Annotated in this window: 22 protein-coding genes and 3 pseudogenes; 13 read left to right on the forward strand and 12 right to left on the reverse strand. The window is 40.3% G+C overall.

Annotated features, from left to right (window positions below):
- Positions 1-349 precede the first annotated feature (349 nt).
- The 4 genes and pseudogenes from CLV95_RS12560 to CLV95_RS12575 all read left to right on the forward strand — a co-directional run.
- The gene (locus CLV95_RS12560; protein WP_002736318.1) at positions 350-1,660 is read left to right on the forward strand and encodes a 3-hydroxyacyl-CoA dehydrogenase family protein; all 1,311 of its coding nucleotides are present in this window, start codon (positions 350-352) and stop codon (positions 1,658-1,660) included.
- 21 nt (positions 1,661-1,681) lie between these two features.
- Positions 1,682-2,947 (forward strand): acetyl-CoA acetyltransferase, encoded by a 1,266-nt coding sequence (locus CLV95_RS12565; protein ID WP_002724761.1) that lies wholly within the window; start codon positions 1,682-1,684, stop codon positions 2,945-2,947.
- 2 nt (positions 2,948-2,949) lie between these two features.
- Positions 2,950-3,387: a hypothetical protein gene (locus tag CLV95_RS12570; protein WP_002724722.1), complete on the forward strand. Its 438-nt coding sequence runs from the start codon at positions 2,950-2,952 to the stop codon at positions 3,385-3,387.
- Positions 3,374-3,945: pseudogene (locus CLV95_RS12575) on the forward strand (LIC13305 family lipoprotein); the annotation flags it as partial. The gene CLV95_RS12570 and the pseudogene CLV95_RS12575, both read left to right, overlap by 14 nt.
- Before the next feature lie 67 nt (positions 3,946-4,012).
- On the opposite strand, the pseudogene CLV95_RS19830 reads toward CLV95_RS12575, so the two are convergent.
- A pseudogene (locus tag CLV95_RS19830) lies at positions 4,013-4,514 on the reverse strand (MORN repeat-containing protein).
- A gap of 51 nt (positions 4,515-4,565) precedes the next feature.
- Positions 4,566-5,606, reverse strand: a complete 1,041-nt coding sequence (locus CLV95_RS12585; RefSeq protein WP_002734896.1) for a WG repeat-containing protein — start codon at positions 5,604-5,606, stop codon at positions 4,566-4,568.
- A 372-nt stretch (positions 5,607-5,978) separates the two neighbouring features.
- On the opposite strand from CLV95_RS12585, the gene CLV95_RS12590 reads away from it, so the two are divergent.
- Together CLV95_RS12590 and CLV95_RS12595 are read left to right on the forward strand one after the other, a co-directional pair.
- A complete protein-coding gene (locus CLV95_RS12590; protein ID WP_002734941.1) occupies positions 5,979-6,143 on the forward strand; it encodes a type II toxin-antitoxin system HicB family antitoxin in 165 nt (54 codons plus the stop codon).
- Positions 6,133-6,354 (forward strand): annotated as a pseudogene (locus tag CLV95_RS12595) (type II toxin-antitoxin system HicA family toxin). Before CLV95_RS12590 ends, CLV95_RS12595 begins: the two are co-directional and overlap by 11 nt.
- A gap of 203 nt (positions 6,355-6,557) precedes the next feature.
- Here the strand turns inward: CLV95_RS12595 and CLV95_RS12600 are convergent.
- The 8 genes from CLV95_RS12600 to CLV95_RS12635 are packed head-to-tail and all read right to left on the reverse strand — an operon-like array spanning position 6,558 to position 14,851.
- A complete protein-coding gene (locus tag CLV95_RS12600; RefSeq protein WP_002724789.1) occupies positions 6,558-7,004 on the reverse strand; it encodes an acyl-CoA thioesterase in 447 nt (148 codons plus the stop codon).
- Position 7,005: 1 nt separating this feature from the next.
- On the reverse strand, positions 7,006-8,031 hold the full coding sequence (gene pheS / locus CLV95_RS12605) for a phenylalanine--tRNA ligase subunit alpha (protein ID WP_002724720.1): 1,026 nt from the start codon (positions 8,029-8,031) through the stop codon (positions 7,006-7,008).
- Entirely contained in the window at positions 8,028-9,425 is a 1,398-nt protein-coding gene (locus CLV95_RS12610) for a UDP-N-acetylmuramate--L-alanine ligase (protein ID WP_002724783.1), read from the reverse strand. The genes pheS and CLV95_RS12610 overlap by 4 nt, the downstream gene beginning before the upstream one ends.
- Positions 9,422-10,039, reverse strand: a complete 618-nt coding sequence (locus tag CLV95_RS12615) for a hypothetical protein (protein ID WP_002734905.1) — start codon at positions 10,037-10,039, stop codon at positions 9,422-9,424. Before CLV95_RS12615 ends, CLV95_RS12610 begins: the two co-directional genes overlap by 4 nt.
- The gene (locus CLV95_RS12620; protein WP_002724754.1) at positions 10,036-11,136 is read right to left on the reverse strand and encodes a hypothetical protein; all 1,101 of its coding nucleotides are present in this window, start codon (positions 11,134-11,136) and stop codon (positions 10,036-10,038) included. Before CLV95_RS12620 ends, CLV95_RS12615 begins: the two co-directional genes overlap by 4 nt.
- Positions 11,133-13,190 carry a Gldg family protein gene (locus CLV95_RS12625; protein WP_002734946.1) on the reverse strand — a complete coding sequence of 686 codons (2,058 nt, stop codon included), beginning with the start codon at positions 13,188-13,190 and terminating at the stop codon, positions 11,133-11,135. The genes CLV95_RS12620 and CLV95_RS12625 overlap by 4 nt, the downstream gene beginning before the upstream one ends.
- Complete coding sequence (locus tag CLV95_RS12630; RefSeq protein ID WP_002734970.1) at positions 13,187-13,915, reverse strand: ABC transporter permease; 729 nt, start codon at positions 13,913-13,915, stop codon at positions 13,187-13,189. The genes CLV95_RS12625 and CLV95_RS12630 overlap by 4 nt, the downstream gene beginning before the upstream one ends.
- A gap of 6 nt (positions 13,916-13,921) precedes the next feature.
- Positions 13,922-14,851, reverse strand: coding sequence for an ABC transporter ATP-binding protein (locus CLV95_RS12635; RefSeq protein ID WP_002724740.1), 930 nt, complete (start codon positions 14,849-14,851; stop codon positions 13,922-13,924).
- 1,474 nt (positions 14,852-16,325) lie between these two features.
- Between CLV95_RS12635 and CLV95_RS12650 the strand changes: the two genes are divergently transcribed.
- The 7 genes from CLV95_RS12650 (at position 16,326) to CLV95_RS12685 (ending at position 23,725) form a co-directional block, all read left to right on the forward strand.
- Entirely contained in the window at positions 16,326-17,483 is a 1,158-nt protein-coding gene (locus CLV95_RS12650; RefSeq protein ID WP_002724752.1) for a hypothetical protein, read from the forward strand.
- 161 nt (positions 17,484-17,644) lie between these two features.
- Positions 17,645-19,048: a DUF2779 domain-containing protein gene (locus tag CLV95_RS12655; RefSeq protein WP_170317465.1), complete on the forward strand. Its 1,404-nt coding sequence runs from the start codon at positions 17,645-17,647 to the stop codon at positions 19,046-19,048.
- 561 nt (positions 19,049-19,609) lie between these two features.
- Positions 19,610-20,821 (forward strand): argininosuccinate synthase, encoded by a 1,212-nt coding sequence (locus CLV95_RS12665; protein ID WP_002724785.1) that lies wholly within the window; start codon positions 19,610-19,612, stop codon positions 20,819-20,821.
- On the forward strand, positions 20,818-21,300 hold the full coding sequence (gene coaD, locus CLV95_RS12670; RefSeq protein WP_002724756.1) for a pantetheine-phosphate adenylyltransferase: 483 nt from the start codon (positions 20,818-20,820) through the stop codon (positions 21,298-21,300). Before CLV95_RS12665 ends, coaD begins: the two co-directional genes overlap by 4 nt.
- 9 nt (positions 21,301-21,309) lie before the next feature.
- Positions 21,310-21,723 carry a nucleoside-diphosphate kinase gene (locus CLV95_RS12675; RefSeq protein ID WP_002724748.1) on the forward strand — a complete coding sequence of 138 codons (414 nt, stop codon included), beginning with the start codon at positions 21,310-21,312 and terminating at the stop codon, positions 21,721-21,723.
- Between the two features lie 200 nt (positions 21,724-21,923).
- Complete coding sequence (locus CLV95_RS12680) at positions 21,924-22,106, forward strand: hypothetical protein (RefSeq protein WP_002724741.1); 183 nt, start codon at positions 21,924-21,926, stop codon at positions 22,104-22,106.
- Between the two features lie 380 nt (positions 22,107-22,486).
- Positions 22,487-23,725, forward strand: a complete 1,239-nt coding sequence (locus tag CLV95_RS12685) for a BaiN/RdsA family NAD(P)/FAD-dependent oxidoreductase (RefSeq protein WP_002735088.1) — start codon at positions 22,487-22,489, stop codon at positions 23,723-23,725.
- Here CLV95_RS12685 and CLV95_RS12690 read toward each other — a convergent pair.
- Positions 23,722-24,057: a VOC family protein gene (locus CLV95_RS12690; RefSeq protein ID WP_002724767.1), complete on the reverse strand. Its 336-nt coding sequence runs from the start codon at positions 24,055-24,057 to the stop codon at positions 23,722-23,724. The two genes, CLV95_RS12685 and CLV95_RS12690, sit on opposite strands and share 4 nt — an antisense overlap.
- Entirely contained in the window at positions 24,054-24,332 is a 279-nt protein-coding gene (locus CLV95_RS12695) for a GNAT family N-acetyltransferase (RefSeq protein WP_002724769.1), read from the reverse strand. The genes CLV95_RS12690 and CLV95_RS12695 overlap by 4 nt, the downstream gene beginning before the upstream one ends.
- Positions 24,333-24,442 lie beyond the last annotated feature (110 nt).

A 24,442-nucleotide genomic window follows, 5' to 3' on the forward strand; every position in this document is an offset into this window, starting at 1 on the left:
TGATCGTCAAACTTTCTTCTTGAAAATGGAATCGAAACCGAACATTCCTCGTGCCCAACATGGTAAGCAAAGACTGAAGAACTTTTCCCCATAATGGATTTGTTCACATATTTTCCCGAACGCCCGCAATCCAATGAATTTTTCGAAACATTCGGTATGTGTATTCCGAAGCGCAGATCAAAAGGCTTCGCAAATATTGTTTTTTGTCTTTCGTAATCTTTTAAGCAGAACATGCGTTCTGTTTTAGAAGATTCCTATACTTAAGCAGGGTGAAAAAAACTTTCCTCCCCACCCGGTTGTTTTAAACAGGTCCTATTCCATTGGGAAATCCAAGAATCGGTATAGTTTCATGAGAGAAATAAAAACAGTAACAGTATTGGGCGCGAACGGTACCATGGGCGCCGGATCGGCGGCAATTGTTGCCTCATTCGGAAAGGCAAAAGTTCACATGCTCGCAAGGGATACAAACAAAGCGAAAGAAGGAATTGAAAAGGCGATCGGTTCCGTTAAAACCGATACAATTCGGCCAAGACTGATTCCGGGTTCGTATGATGCGGATTTGGAAAAAGCGGTAGCGGAATCCGATTGGGTTTTCGAACTCGTTGCGGAAAGCTACGAAGTAAAAGAACCGATCAACAAAAGAATCGCAAGTTCAAGAAGACCTGGAACCATCATTTCAACGGTTTCTTCCGGTCTTTCCATCGAAAGACTTTCTAAAGCGTTCGATGAAGACGGACAAAAGCATTATTTCGGAACTCATTTCTTTAATCCTCCTTATAAAATGATTCTTTGTGAATTAGTTTCTCATAAAGGATCGGATAAGAAAGTTCTTAAACAACTCGGAGAGTATCTGGATAAGGTTTTAGGCCGCGCGGTCGTTTACACAAACGATACTCCCGCATTTGCCGGAAACAGAATCGGATTTCAGCTTATCAACGAAGTCGCTCAAATCGCGGAAAAATATTCCGATAAAGGCGGGATTGCTTTGATGGATACGATTATGAGCGGTTACACCGGAAGAGCGATGGCTCCTTTGGACACTGCGGACTTCGTAGGTCTCGACGTTCACAAAGCGATCGTGGATAACCTCTACGAGATGACAAAAGACGCCGCTCATTCTACGTTTAAAATGCCGGGTTACTTCCAAAAGCTCATTGATAAAGGCGACCTAGGAAGAAAAACGGGCGGCGGTCTTTATAAGATGTCCAAAACTCCAGACGGTAAGAAAGAAAAATTAGTCTATAATATAGGCGCGGATCTGTACGAACCGGTTCCTAAGTTCGACATCGGTTTTATTCGTCAGGCGAACAAAAAGATTTCCGAAGCGGACTACATCGGCGCGATGAACATCGTAAAAGAAGCAAAAGGTTTCGAAGCGGACTTAGCGAGATACTTCATCGCAAGATACGTTAGTTACTCTCTTTCGATCGTTGGCGAAGTCGTTGACACAAAAGAAATGGCGGACCTCGCGATGGGTACCGGATTCAATTGGGCTCCCGCTTCCGCATTCGTCGATTTTTTAGGCGGACCTAAGGACGCGATTCAACTGATCGAAAAAGCAAAACTTCCGGTTCCTGACGTATTAGCAAAAGCGAAACCAGGGAAGCCGTTCTACGAGCTGAAGGAAAAGCTGGATGCTCGTTCACTTTTCAAAGGATAATTTAGGGGAGAAGGTATCACCATGAGCGATAAAATTTACGTCCTCGGCGGGGAACAAACCGATTTTCAAAGAAACTGGACTAAGGAAGGAAAAACCTTTATGTCCTTGATGCGTGAAGCCGTTCAAGACGGTCTCGCTGCCGTCGGAATCACTCCCGATGAAATCAAAAAACTGAACAAACAAAATAGAATCGGAATTTTCGTTGGAAACTTCGATGCGGAACAGTATGCAACTCAAGGTCACTTGGGCGCATTTTTAACCGAAGTCGATCCTGCGTTCTCCGGAATTCCGGGCGGACGTTTTGAAGCGGCTTGCGCTTCCGGTTCCATCGCACTCGACGCGGCTGCGACAAAAATTCGCGCAAAAGACTACGACGTTGCGATCGTTCTCGGAATCGAGATCATGAAAACCGTTAGTTCTTCCGTAGGGGGCGATTTTTTAGGAACAGCCGCTTACTACGAAAAAGAAGCGAAAGGAGTTCAATTTCCTTTCCCGAAACTTTTCGGAAAACTTGCGGACGTGATTCTCGAAAGATATAAACTTCCGGAACAAAGATTTATGGGAGCGTTAGCCGAAATTTCCAGAATCAACTATGATAACGCAAAGAAAAATCCAAAGGCTCAAACCCGTTCTTGGTTCATGAACAAAGAACACGCAAACGCAAGAGGCGGAGAATACAATATGGCGGTCGGAGGAAGACTCTGCATCACCGATTGTTCTCAAGTTACCGACGGTGCGGCTATGGTCGTTCTCGCGAGTAAATCTTATACCGAAGAATACGCGAAAAAAAGAGGAAAGAAAGTTTCTTCCATCCCAAGACTGAAAGGTTGGGGACATAGAGTGGCTCCGATCACTTTTGAAGCGAAGGTTGCGGAATCCAAAGGAGACAAATACATTCTCCCTTGGACCAGACAAACCGTAAAAGATGCTTATGATAGAGCGGAACTCGGAGTAAAAGATATTGACGTTTTTGAAACTCACGATTGTTTTACTTCCTCCGAATACGCGGCGATTTCCGCATTCGGAATTTCTCAACCAGGAAAAGAACACGAAGCCATCGAGGAAGGGATTATCGATTTCAAAGGTAAAAAACCGATCAACCCATCCGGCGGACTTATCGGAGTGGGACATCCGGTCGGTGCTTCCGGAGTGAGAATGATGCTCGACCTCTACAAACAAGTTACCGGAACTGCGGGCAACTACCAAGTGGAAGACGCTAAGAACGGGCTGATGCTGAATATCGGCGGGTCCGCAACGACTAACGTAGTGTTCATTGTAGGAAAATAAAAATGAGTCTAAAGACTGCGAAAGATTGGAATCAGTTTCTTCTAAGGTTGTTTATCGCTTTCGGTTTTTGGGAGGTGATCTCCGTACCGCTTCGCAGTCTTTTATTCTCTCGTTTTTATTATGATTCCATCTATAAAAATTTTTTCCAATCCGTTGGAATGATTTTATGGGTAGGACCTATCCTTGCCGATCTCGTTCAGGTTTTCTTTTTGGGAGTTATAGTCAGGCTTGCAAAAAATTCGCTCCCGGTGGGAATTGTGGGCGGATTGATAGTCGCGATCTGTTTTTCTCTTGCGGCTTATGTCGGACCTGCAATTTCTATATTAAATTTTGTGAATGTTTTGCCTAGTTTAATCGTTTGGCTCTGGGTTTTTTCTCAATTTTTGCTGACCTTATTAGCTTCTCTGATTTTGACTTATATTGCGGAAGAAGAGGCCTGAAGATATCCAACGCTCTAAATCTTTCTTAACTCACAGAATATTTTATTTTCATTTTGGAGTTGAAGCCTCAAATGTTATATTTATAGACGTTTCGGACGGGATAAAATCCCGCACAGAAACCAATCCTAACTTACTTTATAGCAGGTGGTTATCAAATACCATACACCATGAACTTACGCATAGTATGGATGATACAATGGGATACTGGTGGGGTCCAAAATGGGAATCGTTAAATCCGCCTTCCTTTCAATATGGAAGCTACCAAGATGGTTCCAGTCCTCGCCGTTTCGGTCCCAATGTGCCTTATACTCAATTTTGGAATCCCATAGACGGTTTTGTGAGCGAATATGCCACATCGAATTATGGAGAAGATAGAGCGGATATCGGCGGTGCAATTCAAGGGCGTCATTTTTCTTATTTAAATGAAATTTGTGCCGTCGATCCGATCGTTGCCGCCAAAGTGCGTCTGACATCGATGAAATGAATCGTTTTTGGCCCTATCCTGGAGCGGAGAACACAGCCTGGAAACGTAGATTCAATGAAATTCAATGTAATTGATCGAATTTGTTAACAAAAACAAAATAACGTTAGACACCATCAAACGACTCTTTTTTGCATCGAACTTCTATTTTTGAACGGGGTAACCGGTTTTAAGTTTTCCTTCGAAAAACGTTCTGTTGGAATAGATTAGTTTTCCTGGCCCATTGGCCGGATTGTTTGAATAAATTCCCTCGAAACTTTCTCCGTTGTTACAAGTTAACGACTATTTCCGGTCTTTTGGCCGTTTCGAAACGTTCCCTGAAATGCACATTTCACATTTGAATCGAGTATAAATTTAGACCAGCTACTACACTCGTTTTTTCGCAAATTTCATACACCATTCTTTGTGTACTGGATCGATCATTTTAGTTACCCTTCTTCGTGAAGAATCTTTATGAAGGACTCCAGAAAACGTTCCATTGTTCTTAAACTTTACCTCTGTAAAATCCTTCTAATTTTCCGTTTATAAAAGTTCCTTTGGGTTCATTTCCGTAAGAATCCCTAAAGACGACTTCTCCATTTTCACAATCCTCGGCATACATTTTTGATTGGGAAAAAATAGAAAACGAACTCACACGAAGTAAAATGAATACTTTTGATTTAAATACTGTTACTCTGAATTTACACTGTTCTAAATCTCATAGGGACAAAGAACAGTACGTAAAATCAATATATCCCCATTTGTCTCTGACCTTAACGGACACAAAACCCTCTGAAGAATAGTCTGCGTAATCAAATTGGGCGGGAAAAATAGTCTCGGGACCAAAAAAAAATCCCCATTTGTTATCACTGTTGCCCCTAAGCTGAGGATAGAATTTTTGTTTTTTTTCAAAATAAAAACCACGATAAGTATTTCCAGCCCTATCAATGCGCACTATTCTCGGACCATACTCGACAAATGCGAAACCGTTTTTAAAATCCCCTACAGAAGTAAACGTAGGTTGAAGGGTAACCTTTCCGGTCATATCGATGAAACTATAATGAAAACTTAAGGTTCCCCGTATACTTCTTACTATGGCTACGGAGGCAACCCCCTCTGAAAAGGAACTTGCGTATAGAAATTTAGGCTGGATTACTACTTTTCCGGCCTTATCGATATATCCCCATCTCTCTCTAATCTCCACAGCCGCAAAGCCCTCTGAAAAATTGGATACGCTATCAAATTTAGGTTGAATTACAATCTTTCCAATATGATCAATGTATCCCCATTTGCTTCCAATTTTCACAGATGCAAAACCTTCCGAAAAATTAAATACACCTTTTTCTTTCGCTTCATCGAACCGAGGTCGAATCACGATTTTTCCCGTAGTATCAATATACCCCCATTGATTTTTAACCTTAACAGATGCAAGACCTTCTGAAAAAGATTGTGCATCTTCAAATTGAAGTTGAATTACAAGTGTTCCAGTAAAATCAATATATCCCCATTTGTCTCCGACCTGGACGGGCGCAAGACCTCCTGAAAATTTCCCGACTCTATTGAATTGAGGCTGAATTACGGAAACATTCGGATTTGTAGGCGTTAGACGAATGGAGCTGACACCCTCCTTTTCAACCGTATCTATTTTAAATTCGGTTGAACATGGATGAGCAGCAAGAGCGGAAACACATGCAAAGAATATAAAGTAAGAAAGTAAAACGGTTTTTAAAAATGGTTTATTGTCTATTCTCACGATCATTATCTGATTCAGTTTTCATCAAATTTTATTGAACGTTAGTTCTACGTCGAAAGTTTTTTGTATAAATCAGGCTTTGATCGAAACAAAAAACCATCCGATTTGATCGGAATTTCTACGGATCGTTGTGATTGTTTTGAGTTTCTTTCGGGCACAGTCTGATTTTGTTGTCTGAGAATCTCTCTGGATTGTTTATTAACCGCTAGCGAACTAAAACGTAGAAACTCTCTCCCGCGCCAGTTTTCTTACGCCGAACTCACGTTGAATAGATCCCTTCTGAGAAGTGGTCAAAAAAGATTGGACATGAGAAAAATGGGAAGGTTATTTCAAAGTATGAAGAAATCCTTTACAGCAAGTGTTTGGCAAGAAGAGAAAATGTATGTAGCCCAGTGCTTAGAGGTGGATGTTGCAAGCCAAGGAGAAACGGAACAAGAAGTGCTATCCAATTTGCAAGAAGCCTTAGAGTTACACTTTGAAAATCCTGTAGCGACTCTTTTGCCCGAGATTAAAAAGATTCAGGCGGAAGTGAGTGTCGCTTAAGCCTTTATCCTATAGAGAAGTAAAGAGAAAATTAGAACGATTTGGATTTTGAAAAGTGAGTCAAAAAGGAAACCACGTAAAGTTTATTAAACTCACTGAATTTGGAACATTGACCGCAATTGTACCGGAACACAAAGAAATTGCGATTGGGACTCTACGAAGTATTTTAAGACAAACCAAAATCAGCTTGGAAGAATTTGAGAATGTTTAAGTTACAAAGAAGGCATTTTTTACCAATGGTAAGAATTTTACTCATAACTATATAATAAAGTACCTAATATTTTGCATGGAATCAGTGTTTTATGATAAAATTAACGGTACTCAATTTTATAGAGATCAGTAATCGGAGCCACGCTTGCAAGTTTTTCTATTTATACAATTCATTGCATTTATAAAGCTGAGATAGTTACCGCTCTACTCGCAGCTCCGCAACCGATTGTCAGAAATGAATTGCTGGATTTGAAATTCCTTGAGATCTTCTTCTAAAACCGATCGAACATTATGCGGAATCGGAATGCTGGATTTTTTTACATGATCAAAAGTCACCTGAACCGTCCTCGCGACGGCGAAAACTTCTTTTGTATTCATTTCCAAAATTTTCGATTCAAAATCCCAGGAACTACTTCCGATTCGTGTAACGCAGGTCTGCACTTCCACGGCATGATGCATCTCGATGGATTTTTTAAGATCGATTTCGATTCTCGCCAAAATAAAAGGAACGTCGAAAACGTCCTTCACGTTAAAACGACGTTTGCAATAATCCACTCTTCCGATCTCAAGATAAGAAACAAAAACGGAATTGCTGACATGAGCGAACGGATCCATATCCATCCAACGAGTCTGAATCGGAGTGGAAATCATATTAGAATTGTTTTAAAAATCTTAGATTACCCGATTGGAAGTAACGGATATCGTGGATTCCGTACCGCATCATCACAAGTCGGTCGAGCCCGAGTCCGAACGCAAAGCCGGTCCATTCTTTCGGATCGAGCCCCGCGTGAGAAAGAACGTTCGGATGAATCAAACCGCAGGGTAAAAGTTCCAACCAGCCCGATTGTTTGCAAACCGGACAACCTTTCCCTTCGCACACAAGACAGTTGATATCCAATTCGAAACCCGGTTCCACAAAAGGAAAGTATCCCGGTCTCAATCTGGTTTTGATTTCTTTTTCGAAGATTCTAGAGAGAAGGACCTGCATCGTATCGATCAAGTTAGCGGCTGAGATATCCTTACCTACGACCATTCCTTCGATCTGATAAAAAGTATGTTCGTGAGAAGCATCCACTTCTTCGTAACGGAACACTCTTCCGGGAGCGATGATCCGGAACGGAGGTTTCAGCTTTCTTAATGTTCTTACTTGAATTGCGGAAGTGTGAGTTCTCAGAAGATTTCCGTTTTCCAGATAAAACGTATCCTGCATTTCTCTCGCAGGATGATCGTCCGTAAAATTCAATGCACCGAAGTTGTTCGTGTCGGTTTCAATTTCAGGACCATCCATGATGCTGAAACCCATCGATGTAAAGATGTCTTCGATCTCGTATTGAATCTGAGTAATCGGGTGAAGACTTCCATTAGAAGCGTTTGGAAGAGGACGAAGCGAATCGAAAAACTCGGAAGCGGCCTGTGTTTCAAAAAGTTTTTTCTTAAGGGAAGACTTTGTCTCCACGACGAAATTCTCGAGCTTTTTTGAAAGTTCGTTGGCTTTTTGGCCTATGGTCTTTTTTTCTTCGATGGAAAGTAAAGCCACATTCTTGAGAACTGCGGTTAGCTTTCCTTTCTTACCGATAAAATCGTTTTTATTTTTATCTAAATCTTCTTCGGATATGGAAGAGCCAATTTTTTGAATGGCTTCTTGATAAATGGAATCCAGTTCCTCGGATAAGTTCATACGTGTTTTCGCGCCAATTCGACCAATCCGGGATAAATCCCTCCGAACGATCCGTTGGACATGGCTAGGATCAGAATTTTCTGTCCTGTAAATTGGGGAATCATTTTCTCAAGTTTTGCCAACAGCTCTGCGGGGTCCTTCGCATAAACCGGAATTGTTTTGGAGTTCTTCAAAAGTTTCTGAACAAGCTTTTTCACGTCCAAACGAATGTCTTTAGAAACCTTCTTTAGATTATGAATCTCGGTCAAAATGGTTAGATCGGAACCTATAAAAGAATACGAATATTCCTTCTGAAAAACGTTTCGGTGAGAAGTTGCACTTCTCGGTTCAAATAAGGAAATAATTTTATGGCCTTGAAATCTTTTTTTGACCGCATGAATCGTTTCGTGAACCGCAACCGGGTGGTGCGCGAAATCTTCCATCACAATCGCGGTCGGAGATTGAAAAAGAATATCCTGTCTTCTTTTAACTCCCGGAAAGGAGTTGATTGCCTTTGCGATTCCCTGTTTGTAATCGGAAGGATTTTGTGTTTTGAGAATTTCGGAACAAACACGAATCGCAACCTCTATGTTTCGGTAATTGTGATCTCCGAAAAGAACCGGATTTAGTTTTTGATCTCCCAAAAAAAGTTCGTGTTTTTTCCAAGTAAGAAAAGAATCTTTTCGATTCCACTCAAAACCTTCCACTTTCGTAAACTTGACGTTTTGGATCATTTTTTTAAGGGAGCCTGAACCGCTCCAATAGAAAACTTTACCGTTTCCGGGAACCAAATTGATCAGACGTTTGAACATGGTTTCGATTGCGGAAATATCGGGAAAAATATCCGCATGATCAAAATCCAACGCGTTTAACACCGCATAAGTCGGTCTATAGTGTAAAAATTTCGAAGATTTATCGAAAAACGCGGTATCATATTCGTCCCCTTCGATGACAAAATAAGATCCGTTTCCAAGTTCGAACCCTGGAAAGCCGTCCTTACGGATTCCTCCGACAAACAAGCTGGGCTCGATTCCATTTTCTTTAAGTATATGATGAATTAAGAATGTAGTAGTGGTCTTTCCGTGTGTTCCCGCGACTACGATCACTTTTTTTCCTTTGAGAAAAAATTCGCCGATTGCCGCAGGCATGGAAAGATAATTTAGTCCCGAATTGAGCATCTCTTCGACTTCGGGATTTCCTCTGGAAATTGCGTTCCCCACGATGATCAAATCTTGGCCTTGAACATTCTCGGCTTTAAATCCTTCGAAGTATGGAATATTCCATTCTTTTAATTTATCGGACATCGGCGGATAAATGCCCGTGTCTGAGCCGGAAACTTCATGTCCGTTTTTTCGAAGCATATAAGCAAGATTGCCCATAGCGATCCCGCCGATTCCGATCAGAAAAATCTTCAATTGAGAATGGTCCTAACTAAATTATAAACGATTGTTAAAAATAAGGTTCCCGTTAAAAAATAGGCAGAACCGGACAAAAAGAATATTAAGATATCCTTATCATTCCAGTTAAGAATTTTTTTCAAACTTCGAACCGAAAGGGCACAGGAAAAAATAAAAGAAACCGAGATAAAAATCGCCTGGAATGGGGAAGGTAAAATCCAAAACACAGAAGATGCGCTGAACGGAATAAACGAAACCAAAAGAATATTCGCGGGAGGAAGCGCTTCTCCTTTACTTCGATCGGTTTTTTTCATAAAAATCCGAAATACGTCTAACTGAGCGACTAAAAATAAAACCGCGGGATACATTGCGAAGGAAAATACAACTCCGGAAAACGGATTCCACTCTCCTTCTTCATATCGAATAAAAGAAAGAATCGAAAAAACAAGGTTGGAAATGATTTTTGTCGCAGGTGCAAGAATCCAAAGAAGAAAATGGGTTCTTAAGATTTCGAAGTAACCGAAACTTCCCGCTTTTTGATAAACATTAAAAGCGTTTTCAGGAGATTGAAACACTTCTTGAAGAAGCAGGGTTCTAACTTCGGAAAAATCTTGTTCTTTATCTATGATCATTTTGGGGGAGAAGAAATATTCGGGTTTTTAGGAAGTGAGTTTTGATTGGCGGGCTCTTCTTTTTTTTGCTCGGCTTTTTCCAAATTCCCTACAACTTCTTTTAATCGCAAGAAACTATCTTCGCGGATATAAAAAGGAGGTTCGGAAAATTTTCCGTTTATGATCCGAATTGCAGGTCTGTAATCGGTGGAATTGATATTCGTCTTCGGATAATAACGCAAAGTAATCCAATCATCGTTGGAAATTCGAATTTTAAGGGACGCATCCGCCGGTACGTTAGTCAAACTTTTAGCTACGGCGTAACCGGCTCCGTTTGGATCATCCGGATATAACTCTACAAGTTGGCTGATGACTTGGTTGTTCCAAGAATTTCCCAAAGATTGTTCTAAAGGAATTGGCTTTCCGGAAAGTCTTCTCCAAAAATTTTTCTTAGCCATCTGGTCCTTGTAAGGATGATTATCGAGATGAAGGGTTTTCCCTTCTTCTTCCCAGATTGTTTCGACTATGGATTCGTCTCTTAGATTTACGAGTTGTTTTTGTCTAAATTCCCCGATTCCTCTCGTAAAACGATCCGGAGTATTTCCCTGGACGATAAGAACCTCATTTCCTTCTCGGATGATTCTCGTGGAGTCGAAGGGTTTCTTTTTACCGATCCAAATTTTCTTCAGCAATTTTCCGGAAGACTTCAAAAAAATCTGCGGGGAATTTTCATTTAACTGCAACGAGGCGGCAACCTCCCCATTCACGATCGGTTCGACACCTTTCGCTTTCAAAACGGAAAGCTCTCGGAAAATATTCTCCGCATTATAACCGCCTTCGAACACTAAAGTTTCTCCGGTTTCGGAATCCTTAGAATGAACCGTGAGGAAATTGTCGTTTTTTCCGATTCCTTTTTGTCTTTTAAAAACGATAGGCATTCGATAAAAGGAGGAGAGATCTTCCCCTTCCCAGGAATCCTTAGGGGGCTGGTACTCGATTTCGTCTATATCAATCTTCCAAACGGAAATTTCCGACTGATCTTCTTTTTTTTCTTCCAAAAAGAAAAAACTAAAAGCAAGAGCAACTAACGCAAAAAGAAGAAGAAATATCCGTTTCAAGATTCTTCACCTTCTCGTTTACGCTTTTGAATGAGTGCGACGGAAGAAACGACCGCAATCAAGCCTGGAAAAATAAACATTCCCAAAATCCAAACGACCCTCTTCTGAACCTCGGTTAAAGAAACTGTATTGACTTCTTCTTTCTTTGGCTGAATGGAAGACAAAGAAAGATCTTGATACATCCAGGTAATCGAAGAAGTAGCGAGTTCGTAGTTCGTCCCGTAAGAAATAAACTGATCGGTAATCCAAGATGTTCCCGAAAAGATTACAATCCTACCTTCTTCTTTCGAATCGGTATCTTTATTTTTAGAAGGGGTTTCATTTTCTCCCTTCGGGCTTGGAGTTAAGGGAGAATTCGGATTGTTCTGGGAATCTTGTTTGGAATCGGCCAAAGCGATCGGAGAATCCTTTTTTTGTTCCGTAGAATCTTGTTGCAGTTCGGAAAGACTGGTCGCTGAGTTTTGTTTTGTCTCTTCTTTCTGAACTTTCGGAATCGTCTTCAAAATCATTCCAAGGATTACGTTTCTTCTTTCTTCTCCGTTGTCCTGCTTTCCATTGTTATTTTTATCTAATATGGAGTCTCCGCCGGATTCCATCAAAGGAAATGCTTCTAAATTTTTACTGTCGGGTTCGAGAGTTGTCCGTGGAACAAAGTAACCGGCAAACGGAAACACGGCCCCCATATCCTTTCTGCTTAAGGCCTCTTCGATCGGATGTTTTCTAAAAGACTTTGCGAGAATCATTCCAGCTTGTCCCTGAACCTGGGAAAGAGGCCCTTTTGCAAATTCATAACCCGATTTTTCCAAAAGCCAATTAAAGTTTTCCGTTCCTTTCGGATCGATCGTAATGAAAATTTTCCCCTTTTTCTTTTCGATAAAATCTAAAATGGCGGTTTGTGCTTCTTTCGAAAAAGCGACGGTCGGTCCCGCAATTACCAGAACGTCGGTATTTTCCGGAATCCGAGACGGCCAACCTTCGGCGATTCCGAGTCCTTTCACTTTAAAGTTTAAGAAACTCAAAGAGTTGGATAATATTCCGATTTTTTCGTTCGGAAGATTCTGAAAGATCGAAGAGAATCTTTCTCCATTGGATTGGGTAAAATAAATATTTTTTTCTTCGGTTGTGATGTTTACGACCGCTTGTACAATCTTACGTTCCAAATCTTCCAGATCGCTTTTTTCTCGGATCGAAAGTCTTTGTTCAGCGTATTGTTTTCCGCTTTCCGCAAAAGGTTTTTTGGTTCTGAAAAGTATGGTTCCATTCGATACCTGGCCGAATTCGGCAAGATCATCTAACTCTACGTCTGCGTTGATAAAACGAGTCTTAAACTGTGGACTTAAGGATTTCAATTGATCCAAATAGATTTCAAGGTCCGGACGGATTCTTCTCAAAGAAAAGGAATTGGCCTTGTCGCTTGAAGGGGAATTTTCCAGAGGTCTTGGATAAAAAGCAATTACCTCGACTTCTTTGTCGACATTTTTTAGAATTTTGACGGCGGTCGGACTAAAAGAGTACTGACCTTTGGAGCTCAAGTCGAAGTTATGATTTCGCATTACGGAAATGTAATTTACGATCACGAGAGCGACAAAAACGATCGCAAGATTCATGATAAAGTAACGTACCAAAGCTTGTTTTGAAGTTTTCAAAACGCTTTGCGCGCCTGCGGAGTCTTTTCCCAATTCTTTTAACAAAGTCAGAATCAAAAATCCGATTGCACAAAGAACAAGAAGAACCAAAAGAATTTCCCGGATTCTTTCGTTTCCGGAGCCGATCGAATTGGATTTTAATGCAAGTTCTTCCAAAAACACTCGGAGATGATAGATTCCGAAAGCAATAAGACCCAGGCCGGCAGATATATAAGAATTCCATTCTTCTTGAATATTCTTTTTTTGGAACCAACGATAGACCGGCTCTAAGATCAGAATGGCCAGCACTAATCCCATCCAAAGCCAGCGATTGGCGGGCGACTGAATACTGTCTCGGACCGGAAAATATAGAAATAAGGAAACAAGGGAAACCCAGGGAAAAATTCTCAGCAATACGGATTCTTTCATCCTCTCCATCTCCTAGATTCCAAAACTTTTACGGTGAGATAAAGGAAGAATAACGCACCACTGACAAAGAAAACGATTCCGTTCAAAGGTAGAACTCCTTTACAAAACGAGATGAAATGCGAAAAAATATGAAGATGGTAGAGGATTTTTCTCGTAACCGAATCGAACAAATACGAGAAATATCCGGACACCCAAAGAGTTAGGATAATCACGATCGAAATTAGAAGTGAAATCATCTGATTCTTACCGAGACTACTTCCGAAAAGTCCTATCGCAAAGGAAAAGATTCCCAAAAGAAAGACTCCGATCGTTCCAGAAACCACTATGTAAAGAGGGGCTTTCCAAAAAGAATAAAGAAAAATCGGAAACAAACCGTTTACAAATACGGAAATCAAAAGACATATCAGAGTTCCGAATGCGAACTTGCCGACGACGATTTCCAAATCCGTGATCGGAGCCGTAAAAAGAAACTCCAAAGTTCCTCGGTTTCTTTCTTCGGTGATACTTCCCATCGCGAGAATTAGCATCGCGATGATGATCGTCGACATAAAAGAAAGAAAAGTGATGACCGTGGTATCGACATAATTCGTACCTGAATTAAAATTCAGAATTAATACGAAAAGAGAATTCAAAAAGGCGGTTCCACCGAAAACCAAAGGAGCCATAAAGGTTCCGAAGAACACTTTTACTTCTTTGAAAAAAATCCATTTAATATTTTGAAGCATAGTCTTTCAAACCTGGTTCATAAAAATCTGTTCTAAGGTGACTTCTTGTTTGCGAATGTATTCCAAGCGGGGAGAAGAAGATGCGGACGCGAAAAGTTTTTCCTTAAATTCCCTTTCCACGGAGGTGGAGACCAGAAACGTGTTGCCTCTCGAATCTTCTCCGATCGGTTGAATCTTTTCCGCGTTCACTCCGGGAAGTGAGGAAAGATATTTTTTACCGGTATCGGCGTCCGCTCCCGAAAGAGTCACTTCGAGGCCGGAAAGTTTTTCCATTTCCTCTTCGAGTTGTTTTCTATCTCTTTGGTATACCATTCTTCCTCGATGCAAGAATAGGAAACGGTTGCAGGTTTTGTAAACTTCGGGAAGAATATGGCTCGAAAGTAGAATCGTATGTCCTTCTTTCAAAGAATGAATGAGGTTTCTGATTTCTACAATCTGTTTCGGATCAAGTCCGGAAACGGGTTCGTCGAGAATGATGATTCTCGGATTTCCAAGTAGCGCCTGTGCGATCCCCACTCTTTTACGAAAGCCAAGAGAAAGAGTTTCGATGTTATTCTTACGAACATCCGTGAGAAATGTTCTTTCGCAAACTCTTGCGATCTCCGAATCTATGGATTCGGAAGAAACCTGTTTAATTCTCGCGGCAAATTTGAGATAGTCTTCGACGGAAAGCTCGGGATAAAGAGGAGGCGTTTCAGGAAGATAACCGATTTTCTTTTTTACTTCGAGGGGGTTTTCGAAAGTATTTGTTCCGTCGATTTCACAGATTCCGTCAGACGCGATTAGATACCCGGTGAGAATTCGAATCGTGGTGGTTTTTCCGGCTCCATTCAGACCGAGAAGTCCTACGATTTCTCCTTCTCCCAACTCAAAATTCAGGCGGTCTATAGCGAGTTTTTTACCATAGAATTTAGATAGATTTTTAACTTTGATCATTTTTGTTTAAACTACACCGGGACATTTACGCTCCGTTACTTAGGAAGTCCGGTGCGATGGAATTTCTAAATCTTACGTTTTATCGCAGGATTCAAAAAAATAGAAAAAATTTTATGAGTTCGGGTCAATCACTTTCTCGTTGAAATCGAAAATCGAAACGCTATCGTTTATAGATTGACATTTAAAATTTGTAGGGCAGATCATGTAAAGCTTGTTGAAAAATACTTATGCCAATCATCATTAGAGTTGTTGTGCTTATGATTTTTGCATTGGTATCGCCGTTTCTACATTTTGCAACGACGCCAATCTGGGCAAAGTTGTTTTCTTTAACCTTTGAACATCTCCAACCTTTAAAATTTTTCGTTTGGGGAATAATCGCAGGTGGACTTTTGTTTTACGCATTTTTAGGAATATTTGTTTTCAAGGACAGTATTTATTCCTGACTTTTTCTCTTTTTTGGGTTCTTTTGGGAATTGTTCTGAATACTGTTTTCGGACTTGCTTCGTTTTATCTTCCTGATTAAGAGTTCGTCCAGCCCCAGTTTTTTCCGTAAGAAAAACTGGGGCCGGATAGAAGCAAGACGCTTTATTCCGAACTTACTGAATGAGTGTAACTGATTTCTTTTGGTATTGTGAGACAAACTTGAAAGTCAGAGCGCCTAACGTGTTGCTTCCTCTTTTGAAATAATTCTTCTTCGCTTTTGATATGAACTTATGATAATAAGCGTATCGACTTTTTTGAAAAATCAACAAACTTCCGAGATATTTAGAACTTGTCCCAAAACCTGAGAAAAGAAATCGGTCCCAAAAATTCGTAATAAAGCGAAAACGTAGGAGTTCCCACGGATCATAGCTCTTTGATAATTTACGGGCTTTCGAACAGATTTTATTGTTCGTGCACTCTTGTTGGAGTTCTTACGGTTCCAAGGTTTTGGGACAAGTTCTTATTGTAATATTCAGTTTCTCTAAATCTCTTCCGGTTTTTTGGATACAAGATGAGCATAGTTTTTTAGATCTATCTTCAAATCTCTCCCCACAAACCCTAGTTTTATCACCTATTCCGATTATATTTGTCTCCTCCTGCATTTCGGGCGAGTGCTTGCAAATTTTATAGCAAAAATGACTCGCGCGCTGAAACTAAAGCGCTGCTTTCTATGAATCACAATATAAGTTAGAATGCCGCTTATTACTCGGACGTATGAAAAGAATACTGTGATAAGTTTGTTTTAAAAGTTAGAATGTTAGATTTTCTTTAAAAAACAACAATTCTAAATTCGACGCAATTTGTGAGGACTTCCGTATCTTTACAAAAATCGCCCGTTAATTTTTAGTACTATTTTCATACGTCCGAGTAGTAAAAGATTACAATCTACATTTGATAGTGAACGCAACCCAAGTTTCCGAAATAAAAAAGAATTGCGGAACCTTCTATAAAACGAGATTCATCCTTAAACACCTAAGGAAAATCAAAGTTCATGGCAATTGCAAACTTTCTGAATCAAGTCAAAGCTAGTGGAGGGAAACTTTTTCTTCAATTCGGAGGACAAGGATCTCCTTTTTTGAAAGAACTCTCCAAACTTTACGAATCTGAGCCTTCTCTTAAAGAATTCTTCGATATTTCTTTTAAAGCCATCGTCGAGGAAGTTCCTAAGCTCGATAAAAACATCATTTACGGCGGTTACGACTTCGAAAGCTGGATTAAAAATTCGGATTCGGCTCCGGACGAGAATTATCTTTGCAGCGCACCTGTTTCCATCGTCGGAATTTTTCTGACCCAAATCGGAAACTACATCGCATTCACGAACAAAGGTTTCCCTGTTTCTGAGTTGATTTCCAACTCAATCGGAGTTACGGGCCACAGCCAAGGTGTTATCTCTTCCGCGTTAATCGCTCTTGGTAAAGAAGGAGCGGACTTCTATTCAGCGTATGCTAAATTTTTAAAGTTCGTATTGTATATCGGTTATAGAGCGCAGGAACTAGTCGGTGTTTACAATCCTTCCCAGGCTCTTCTCAAAGCAAACGAAGAAGTGGGCGACAAACAGCCGACTCCAATGGTTGCGGTGATCGGTTATTCTCAAAAAGAACTCGAAGATAAAGTCAAACAAACTAACGATGCCCTTGGTTTGAGTGGAAGTAAAACGATTTATGTAAGTCTTTTTAACACACCCGATTCCAATATCGTTTCGGGAAGCCCCGAGTCCCTTCTTGAATTTCGTAAAAAGTTCAAAGCGGAAATGGAAGAAAAAAAAGTAAAGTTCGTTTATCTCAGAACAACCGCCCCTTTTCATTCCCCACATATGGAGGATACAAACAAAACTATTCCATTGGATATGGAAAGAATCGGTTTCGATTTTAAAGGTTCCGATCTGAAGGTTCCAGTTTATTCCATTTTTGACGGAAGAAACATGCAGTCCGATGCGGGAATCGGTCTTCCACTTTTTAGAGAGATGTTAATCAAAACTCTTTACTGGGATAAGGCAGTTAAACCTTTTGTTACCACTGTGAACGTTACAGGTATCGATTTTGGACCGAGTGTCGTAAGCCAAAAATTGACTCAAGCGAATATGGGAACTTCCGAAAATAAAATCTACGCAGTTTCCAGCCCTAAGGATATTAAGGTTCTATTGGCCTGAAAAACAGAAGATTTTCGATTCTAAAATGGATTTACCCGTTCCGAAAATTTCTTTTGGAACGGGTTTCTAACTTTTTTTCTCTTAAAAGACCTAAATTAGAAATTCCAAAACTCACAAAAGCGGATTTTACGACCGGACTTCACTGTGAATATCTTCTCTGGCTGAACACGTACCAACGTCGTCCCGATTTCGATCCGTTTGAACACAAATACATTTCCCCGAAGCAAAAATCCCTTTTAAGAGATCTTTCCCATTCTTTTTTTCCGGAATCCAAAAACGCTCGTTACTCCGATTTCGATACCAGAAAGATTTTGAAATCCGGAAAAGGAGTTAGATCCGCTTGTTTGGAAACGGACAAATTTTCCATGAAGGCGGAATATATTCTCCCCAATAAGGAACTTTCGGGAACTTTCGAACTTGTAGTTCTCAAAGTATCGAGTTCATTCAAAAAACAGCATATTACGGAAATTGCATTTCAAAAATTTGTGGCGGACGAATCCGGCTTTCCGATCTCGAAATGTACACTTTTGTTCGTAAATTCCAAGTTTTACTTTCAGGGCGAGATCCAAGTCGATTCTTTTTTTGTGCGTAAAGATGTCACAGATGAGGTCGTCCTCCAGGGAAAAGAAACGATAGAGATCGCCCATTCTTTATACGATCTTCTTTCTAGAAAAAATCTTCCTTCCCGTTTTGCGAGTAATCTGTGTACTCATCCGAGAAATTGTTTGTATCCGGAAGTCTGTCTTGCTCCTAACGTTCCGGGAGATATTTTCACTCTTCGAGAGGGAAAAGAAGAATCCGTAAAATTTTACAAACAGGGGATTCTCAATCTGAAAGATATTCAACGAGCGGAAGGCCTGACTCCTCGTCAACAAACTCAGATTCAGGCGATGAAAACGGGAGTTCCATTTACGAATCGAAAGGTTTTCACCGAATTTTTTGAAAAACTGCATTATCCGATTTATTTTCTCGATTTCGAATCGATCAATCCTCCGATTCCGGTTTATCCGAATTCCCACCCGTTTCAGCACGTTCCGTTTTTGTTTTCGTTGCACGTTATACGAGAGGATCTTTTTGAAGAGCCCGAAAGTTTTTATTATATCGATGACGGAATCGAAGATCCTAGAAAAAAAATATTAGAAAAATTGCAAGAATGGATTTTGCCCGGAGGGACCATTTTGTGCTACAACGATAAGTTCGAAAGAAGATGTCTGGAGGAATCAGCGGCGGTTTTTTCCGAATTTAAACCTTGGCTCCAGTCAATCAAAGAATACTTCGTCGATCTTTCGAAACCTTTTTGGGAATACGATTACTATCACCCCGATCAGAAAGGAAGCACATCGTTAAAAACCGTTCTTCCCGTAATTACAGGCCGAAATTATAAAAATCTTGGAATCCAATCAGGCCAAATGGCGAACTCCGAATTTTTAAGGATAAAAACGGAATTTATGACGGAATTCGAAAAATCCGAGATCGAAAAAAATCTCATCGAATACTGCAAACTCGATACATATGCGATGGTTCTTATTCTTCGTAAAATCAAAGAGTGGATTGATGTCGTTTAATGTATGCCTGTTATTGATTTTTAAGTTCGATTTTTACTGAACAAACTTGTTCAGAAGAATAAGAATGCTGAAAATAATCCGACAGGAATTCTTGAAACAATTTTAAATTATTAGAATTTGACTTTTATGAATCAGTGTAAATTTTTTCTATCATTCTAATTTTAATCTCAATGTTCTCTTTACTCTGAAAAATCGAATCCGGATCCGCCAAGCGAACAAAAAGTAAAGGCGGATTTATATGATTACTGGATCCAAAATTACAAAGAAGCAAAATTAGAAAGATGTGAAAAGATCGGCGAACCAGAAGAATGGATTTTCAAAAAAACACATTCAAGAGGAAAAATCGTACAAAAAAGATATAAAATCAGTTTCTCTTTAATTTCCAATATCGAATCCAAACGGACAAAATACGAAGCTTCCGTAACGTATTTTCTCAGTCAATCTAAGGAATGGATTCTGGTCGGTGTAGAAATTCATAACAGTGAAAAATGAAATCCTCATTATAGAAACCCGCAAAATCCGGTTGTCCACAGACCTGGATCGATTTTCAGTGTTCTCAGAATGGCGCAAAGTAAACCTGTTAAAAAAATCGTCCTCGCCTATTCCGGCGGTTTGGATACGTCGGTAATTCTTACCTGGTTGAAAGAAACATATGGCTGCGAAGTAATCGCTTTTACTGCGGATATAGGCCAAAAAGAAGAACTTTCCGGTTTGGAAGAGAAGGGAATTAAAACCGGAGCTTCCAAAGTTTATATACAAGATCTCCGTTTGGAATTCGCTCGAGATTTTATTTTTCCTGCCATTCAAGGGAATGCACTTTATGAAATGCGTTATCTTCTCGGAACTTCTCTTGCCCGACCTCTTATCGCGAAGGCGATGGTGGAAGTCGCCGAAAAGGAAGGCGCCGACGCTTTCGCTCACGGTGCGACCGGCAAAGGAAACGATCAGGTTCGTTTCGAACTCGGCGTTAAATCGTTAGCTCCCGAAAAAACAATCATAGCGCCTTGGAGAATCTGGAATTTCGGCGGTAGATCGGATTTGATCGAGTACGCAAAGTCCAAAGGGATTCCGGTTTCCATTACCGTGGAAAAGCCGTATTCTATGGACAGAAATCTAATGCATATTTCTTACGAAGGTGGAATATTAGAAGATCCTTATAGAGAACCGGATGAAAAAATGTTTCTCTTGACGACTTCTCCCGAAAAAGCTCCCGACGCTCCCGAATATTTGGAACTCGACTTCCAAGAGGGGAATTGTGTCGCGATCAACGGTAAAAAACTGAATCCTTACGAAGTGATGGAGGCTCTCAACACGATCGCGGGCAAACACGGAGTGGGTAGAGTGGACATCGTCGAAAATCGCCTTGTGGGCATCAAGTCTAGGGGCGTTTATGAAACTCCGGGAGGAACGGTTTTATTTTTAGCTCACAGGGACTTGGAATCGATCACGATTGATCGGGATACACAACATCATAAAGATAAACTTTCCATTGAATTCGCCGAACTTATCTATAACGGCCACTGGTTTTCCTCAAGAATGAAAGCGGTTCGAGCTTTTATTACGGAAACTCAGAGATACGTAACCGGCACCGTAAAAGTGAAACTCTATAAGGGAACTTGTTCAATTGTAGGTAGAAAATCTTCCGTTTCTCTCTACAATCCTAAAATGGCAACCTTTGAAAAAGAGGAATTGTATAACCAAAAAGACGCGGAAGGGTTTATCAATATCTACGGTTTACCTGCGCAAGAAACGGCTAGGCTTCGTAAAAAATGAAACATTTGGCGATTTATCCCGGTTCCTTTGATCCGTTAACAAACGGACATTTGGATATTCTTCAAAGGTCTTTGGGACTTTTCGACAAGGTGATCATTGCTATTGCGGTCAATTCCAACAAGTCCACTTTGTTCTCAATCGAGGAAAGGCTCGAATTTATCCACAAAGTCACCCAAGGATTAAAAGGTCTGGAGATCGATACTTTTCAAGGTCTCACCGTGGATTATTGCAATAAAGTTGGAGCAAATAGTATTATTCGAGGGCTCAGAGCGGTTACCGATTTCGACTATGAATATGCCATTTCCTTAATGAATAAAAAATTGGCTCCAAATGTGGAAACCGTTTTTCTCATGTCTTCCGGCGAATATTCTTTTATCTCCTCGACGATTGTAAAGGAAGTCGCAAGACATGGAAGAGACGTTAGCAATCAGGTTCCCGAAATTGTTGGCAAAGCATTACTTAAAAAACTCTCTCAATAAGGAAAAAAAATGTCCAAAACGTTTATCATGATCAAACCCGACGGAGTAAAAAACAAACACGTCGGGAACATTCTTGCAAGGATCGAAAAGGAAGGATTTAAAATCCTAGGTTTAAAATACCTCAAGTTGTCTCTTGAAGACGCTAAACAATTTTATAAAGTGCATTCTGCGCGTCCGTTTTACAGCGACTTATGTAACTATATGTCTTCCGGTCCGATCGTTGCCGCTGCTCTGGAAAGAGACAACGCCGTTCTTCATTGGAGAGAAGTGATCGGAGCGACCGATCCGAAAGAAGCGGCTGCCGGAACGATTCGTGCTCTGTATGCGGAAAGTAAGGAAGCGAATGCGGTACACGGTTCCGATTCTGATGAAAACGCCGCTCTTGAAGTTTCTTTCTTTTTTAAGGGAAACGAGTTATTTTAAAACGGTTTTAGAGAGGAGTTCCACGATTTTTGAACTCCTCTCTTATATGATATTTCCGAATTTTTGTGACGATGAATTCTAATCAGAGTTTAGAATATTTTAAAATTAAGTGATTTTTTAGTTGTACTTTTTGGGAAAGAAATTATTAATTATTTTCTAAAATCTGTTATAAAACGGTTTTTTAAACCGACAATTTGAATATGAATGCAAACACAAGAGAACAGCTTCAAAAACACAACGAAATTATGAGACAATATAGAGCTAATGATCCTTTTGGGGATCCGAATCATGGAACCCCGGACTGGATGGACGATGTGATGGAACTTATTTATTCCAGAGAAGAATTTCTTGTGGATTCCGAGTCGGATTTTGAAGTGGAATAATTTTGTTTTGAGTTTTTTCAGTCTTCCTTTGTAAACCGATAGATTCCTTTCAGCCTTTTGCGGGCGTCTTTGTAAAATCCGAAGATAGCAATTCTAAATTCTAAAATCAAATTTCTGTAAAAAACCGCCCGTTAATTTTGGGTACCATTTTCGTAATTCCAAGTAGTAGAAAGAATTCCTACAATTTTGTTAAACTCAAGCTCGCTTCTACTTGCGCTCGGGCAATTCAACGTCTCGCTTCTATTTGCGCTCGACGGGATTTTGGACGGGCGATCTATTATGTTCAAGGTTTCTAGAGAAATACGGAGTGCAGAATCAGAAGTTTATTTTTGTATGGAAGGAATGAGTTCTTATAAAAATCGGGTGAAGGATTTCCGGTTATGAGTTCTGAATCGAAAGGGCGACCGAAGATTGCTGTCATAGGAGGAGGGGCAGCGGGATTTTTCGGGGCGATCCAAATCGCTTCTAAAGGGAATTGTGAGGTTACTCTTCTGGAAAAAGGGAAACAATTCCTTTCCAAGGTGAAAATTTCGGGAGGAGGAAGATGCAACGTTACGCATCATTGTTTTGATCCGGAAATCTTGAGTAAAAATTATCCTAGAGGTGAAAGAGAACTTCGTTGGGCTTTTGAAATTTTCGGGCCTGAAGACACGATCCGATGGTACGAACAGAGGGGAGTCCTATTAAAAACCGAAACTGACGGAAGAATGTTTCCGATCACGGATTCTTCCGAAACAGTAATTCAAACATTAATGCAAGAGGCAAAAAAAAACGGAATAAAATTAAAAATGGGAGTGGAGATTCATTCCGTAAAACCGATACCCGATTCTAAATTTCAAATCAAACTCAAAAACGAAGATACATTAGAGTTTAATAAAATATTATTTGCGACCGGTTCCGGAAGAAAAGCGTGGAATTGGCTCCTGGCACTGGGGCATACTATATCGGACCCGGTTCCTTCTTTGTTTACATTTAAAATCGTCGACCCCCGTCTCGAAAATCTGTCGGGACTTACCTTTGAGAAAACGGAGTGTTCTCTAACCGAATTTGGTTATTCTCAACTCGGTTCTTTGCTCGTTACACATTGGGGAGCCAGCGGGCCTGCAATTTTGAAACTTTCCGCAAAAGGCGCAAGGGAATTATTCAACAAAGAATACGAAACAACTTTAAGAATCGACTTCGTTCCCGGTATAAAAAAGGACGAGGTTCGAAAAAGGGTCGAAAAGGAAAAAGAGCTTCATCCCTCCAAATTCATTTCCAACACGCCCGTTTTAGGAATTCCAAGAAGATATTGGGAAAGAATATTAGAAATTCATTCTATAGATCCATCCAAAAAGTGGTCCGACTTATCCTCTAGAGATTTACATAAAATCACTGAAGAACTTACGGATGCAAGATTTAAGATTTCAGGAAAAGGAGAATTTAAGGACGAGTTCGTGACCTGTGGAGGAGTGAATCGTAAAGAAGTGAATTTTAAAACTATGGAAAGTAAAATCGTTCCCGGGATTTATTTTGCCGGAGAAGTTTTGGACGTGGACGGGGTTACAGGAGGGTTCAACTTTCAGAGCGCGTGGACCACCTCTTATATTGCAGCTTGCGGAATTCTAGATTCCGTTTAAAACGGCCAAGGATTCGGATAGGAAGAATAACCCAGAAGATTGCCGTCCGGATCCTTAAAGTATTTCGTATATTCAGTTTCTTGAATCCATTTCGGAAGATTTTTCAAATCCGCTGACTTTAGACAGGAAGTAGAAAAAATCAAAGCCTTGGGGCCTTTTGTGCTGATATCAATTTCGACCATCAGAATCGTATCACCCGCCTGAAACCAAACAGAACGAAGAGATTGATCCGGATTTTTATTCTCTCTTATTTTTTTCAAACCGGGAAGGGACTCGTAGAATTTTTTAAGAATGTTTATATTGGGAGAACCGATTGCGATATGATGTATCATTTGGCGACCAGGTCGTTATAGTTCGGGTGCCTGTTCAAAAAAGCTACGACGTACGAACAGCTTGGAATGATTTTTTTATTTAGGGAGCGAGCCTTATCCAAGGCGGTTCGTACAAGATCCCCGGCAAGGCCTTTCCCCCGAAGTTCGGAGGGAACATAAGTTGAAACCAAATTCCATATATCACCTTCTTCTTTGTACAATAGATAAGATTCGTGACCGCCCAGAGAGGTGTAAAACCTGAATTCTAACTCAGAATGAACGACTTTCGTATTCATCCTTCAATTTTAAAAATTTGAAAGGAATTCATCAAGCTGAAAGAGGAACAAAAGTTAAAAATCAAGATCAAACTTTCCTTTCGATTTGAAGATAAACTTATTTTACTTTG

Source organism: Leptospira borgpetersenii serovar Javanica (genome assembly GCF_003046425.1).
GTDB lineage: Bacteria > Spirochaetota > Leptospiria > Leptospirales > Leptospiraceae > Leptospira > Leptospira borgpetersenii.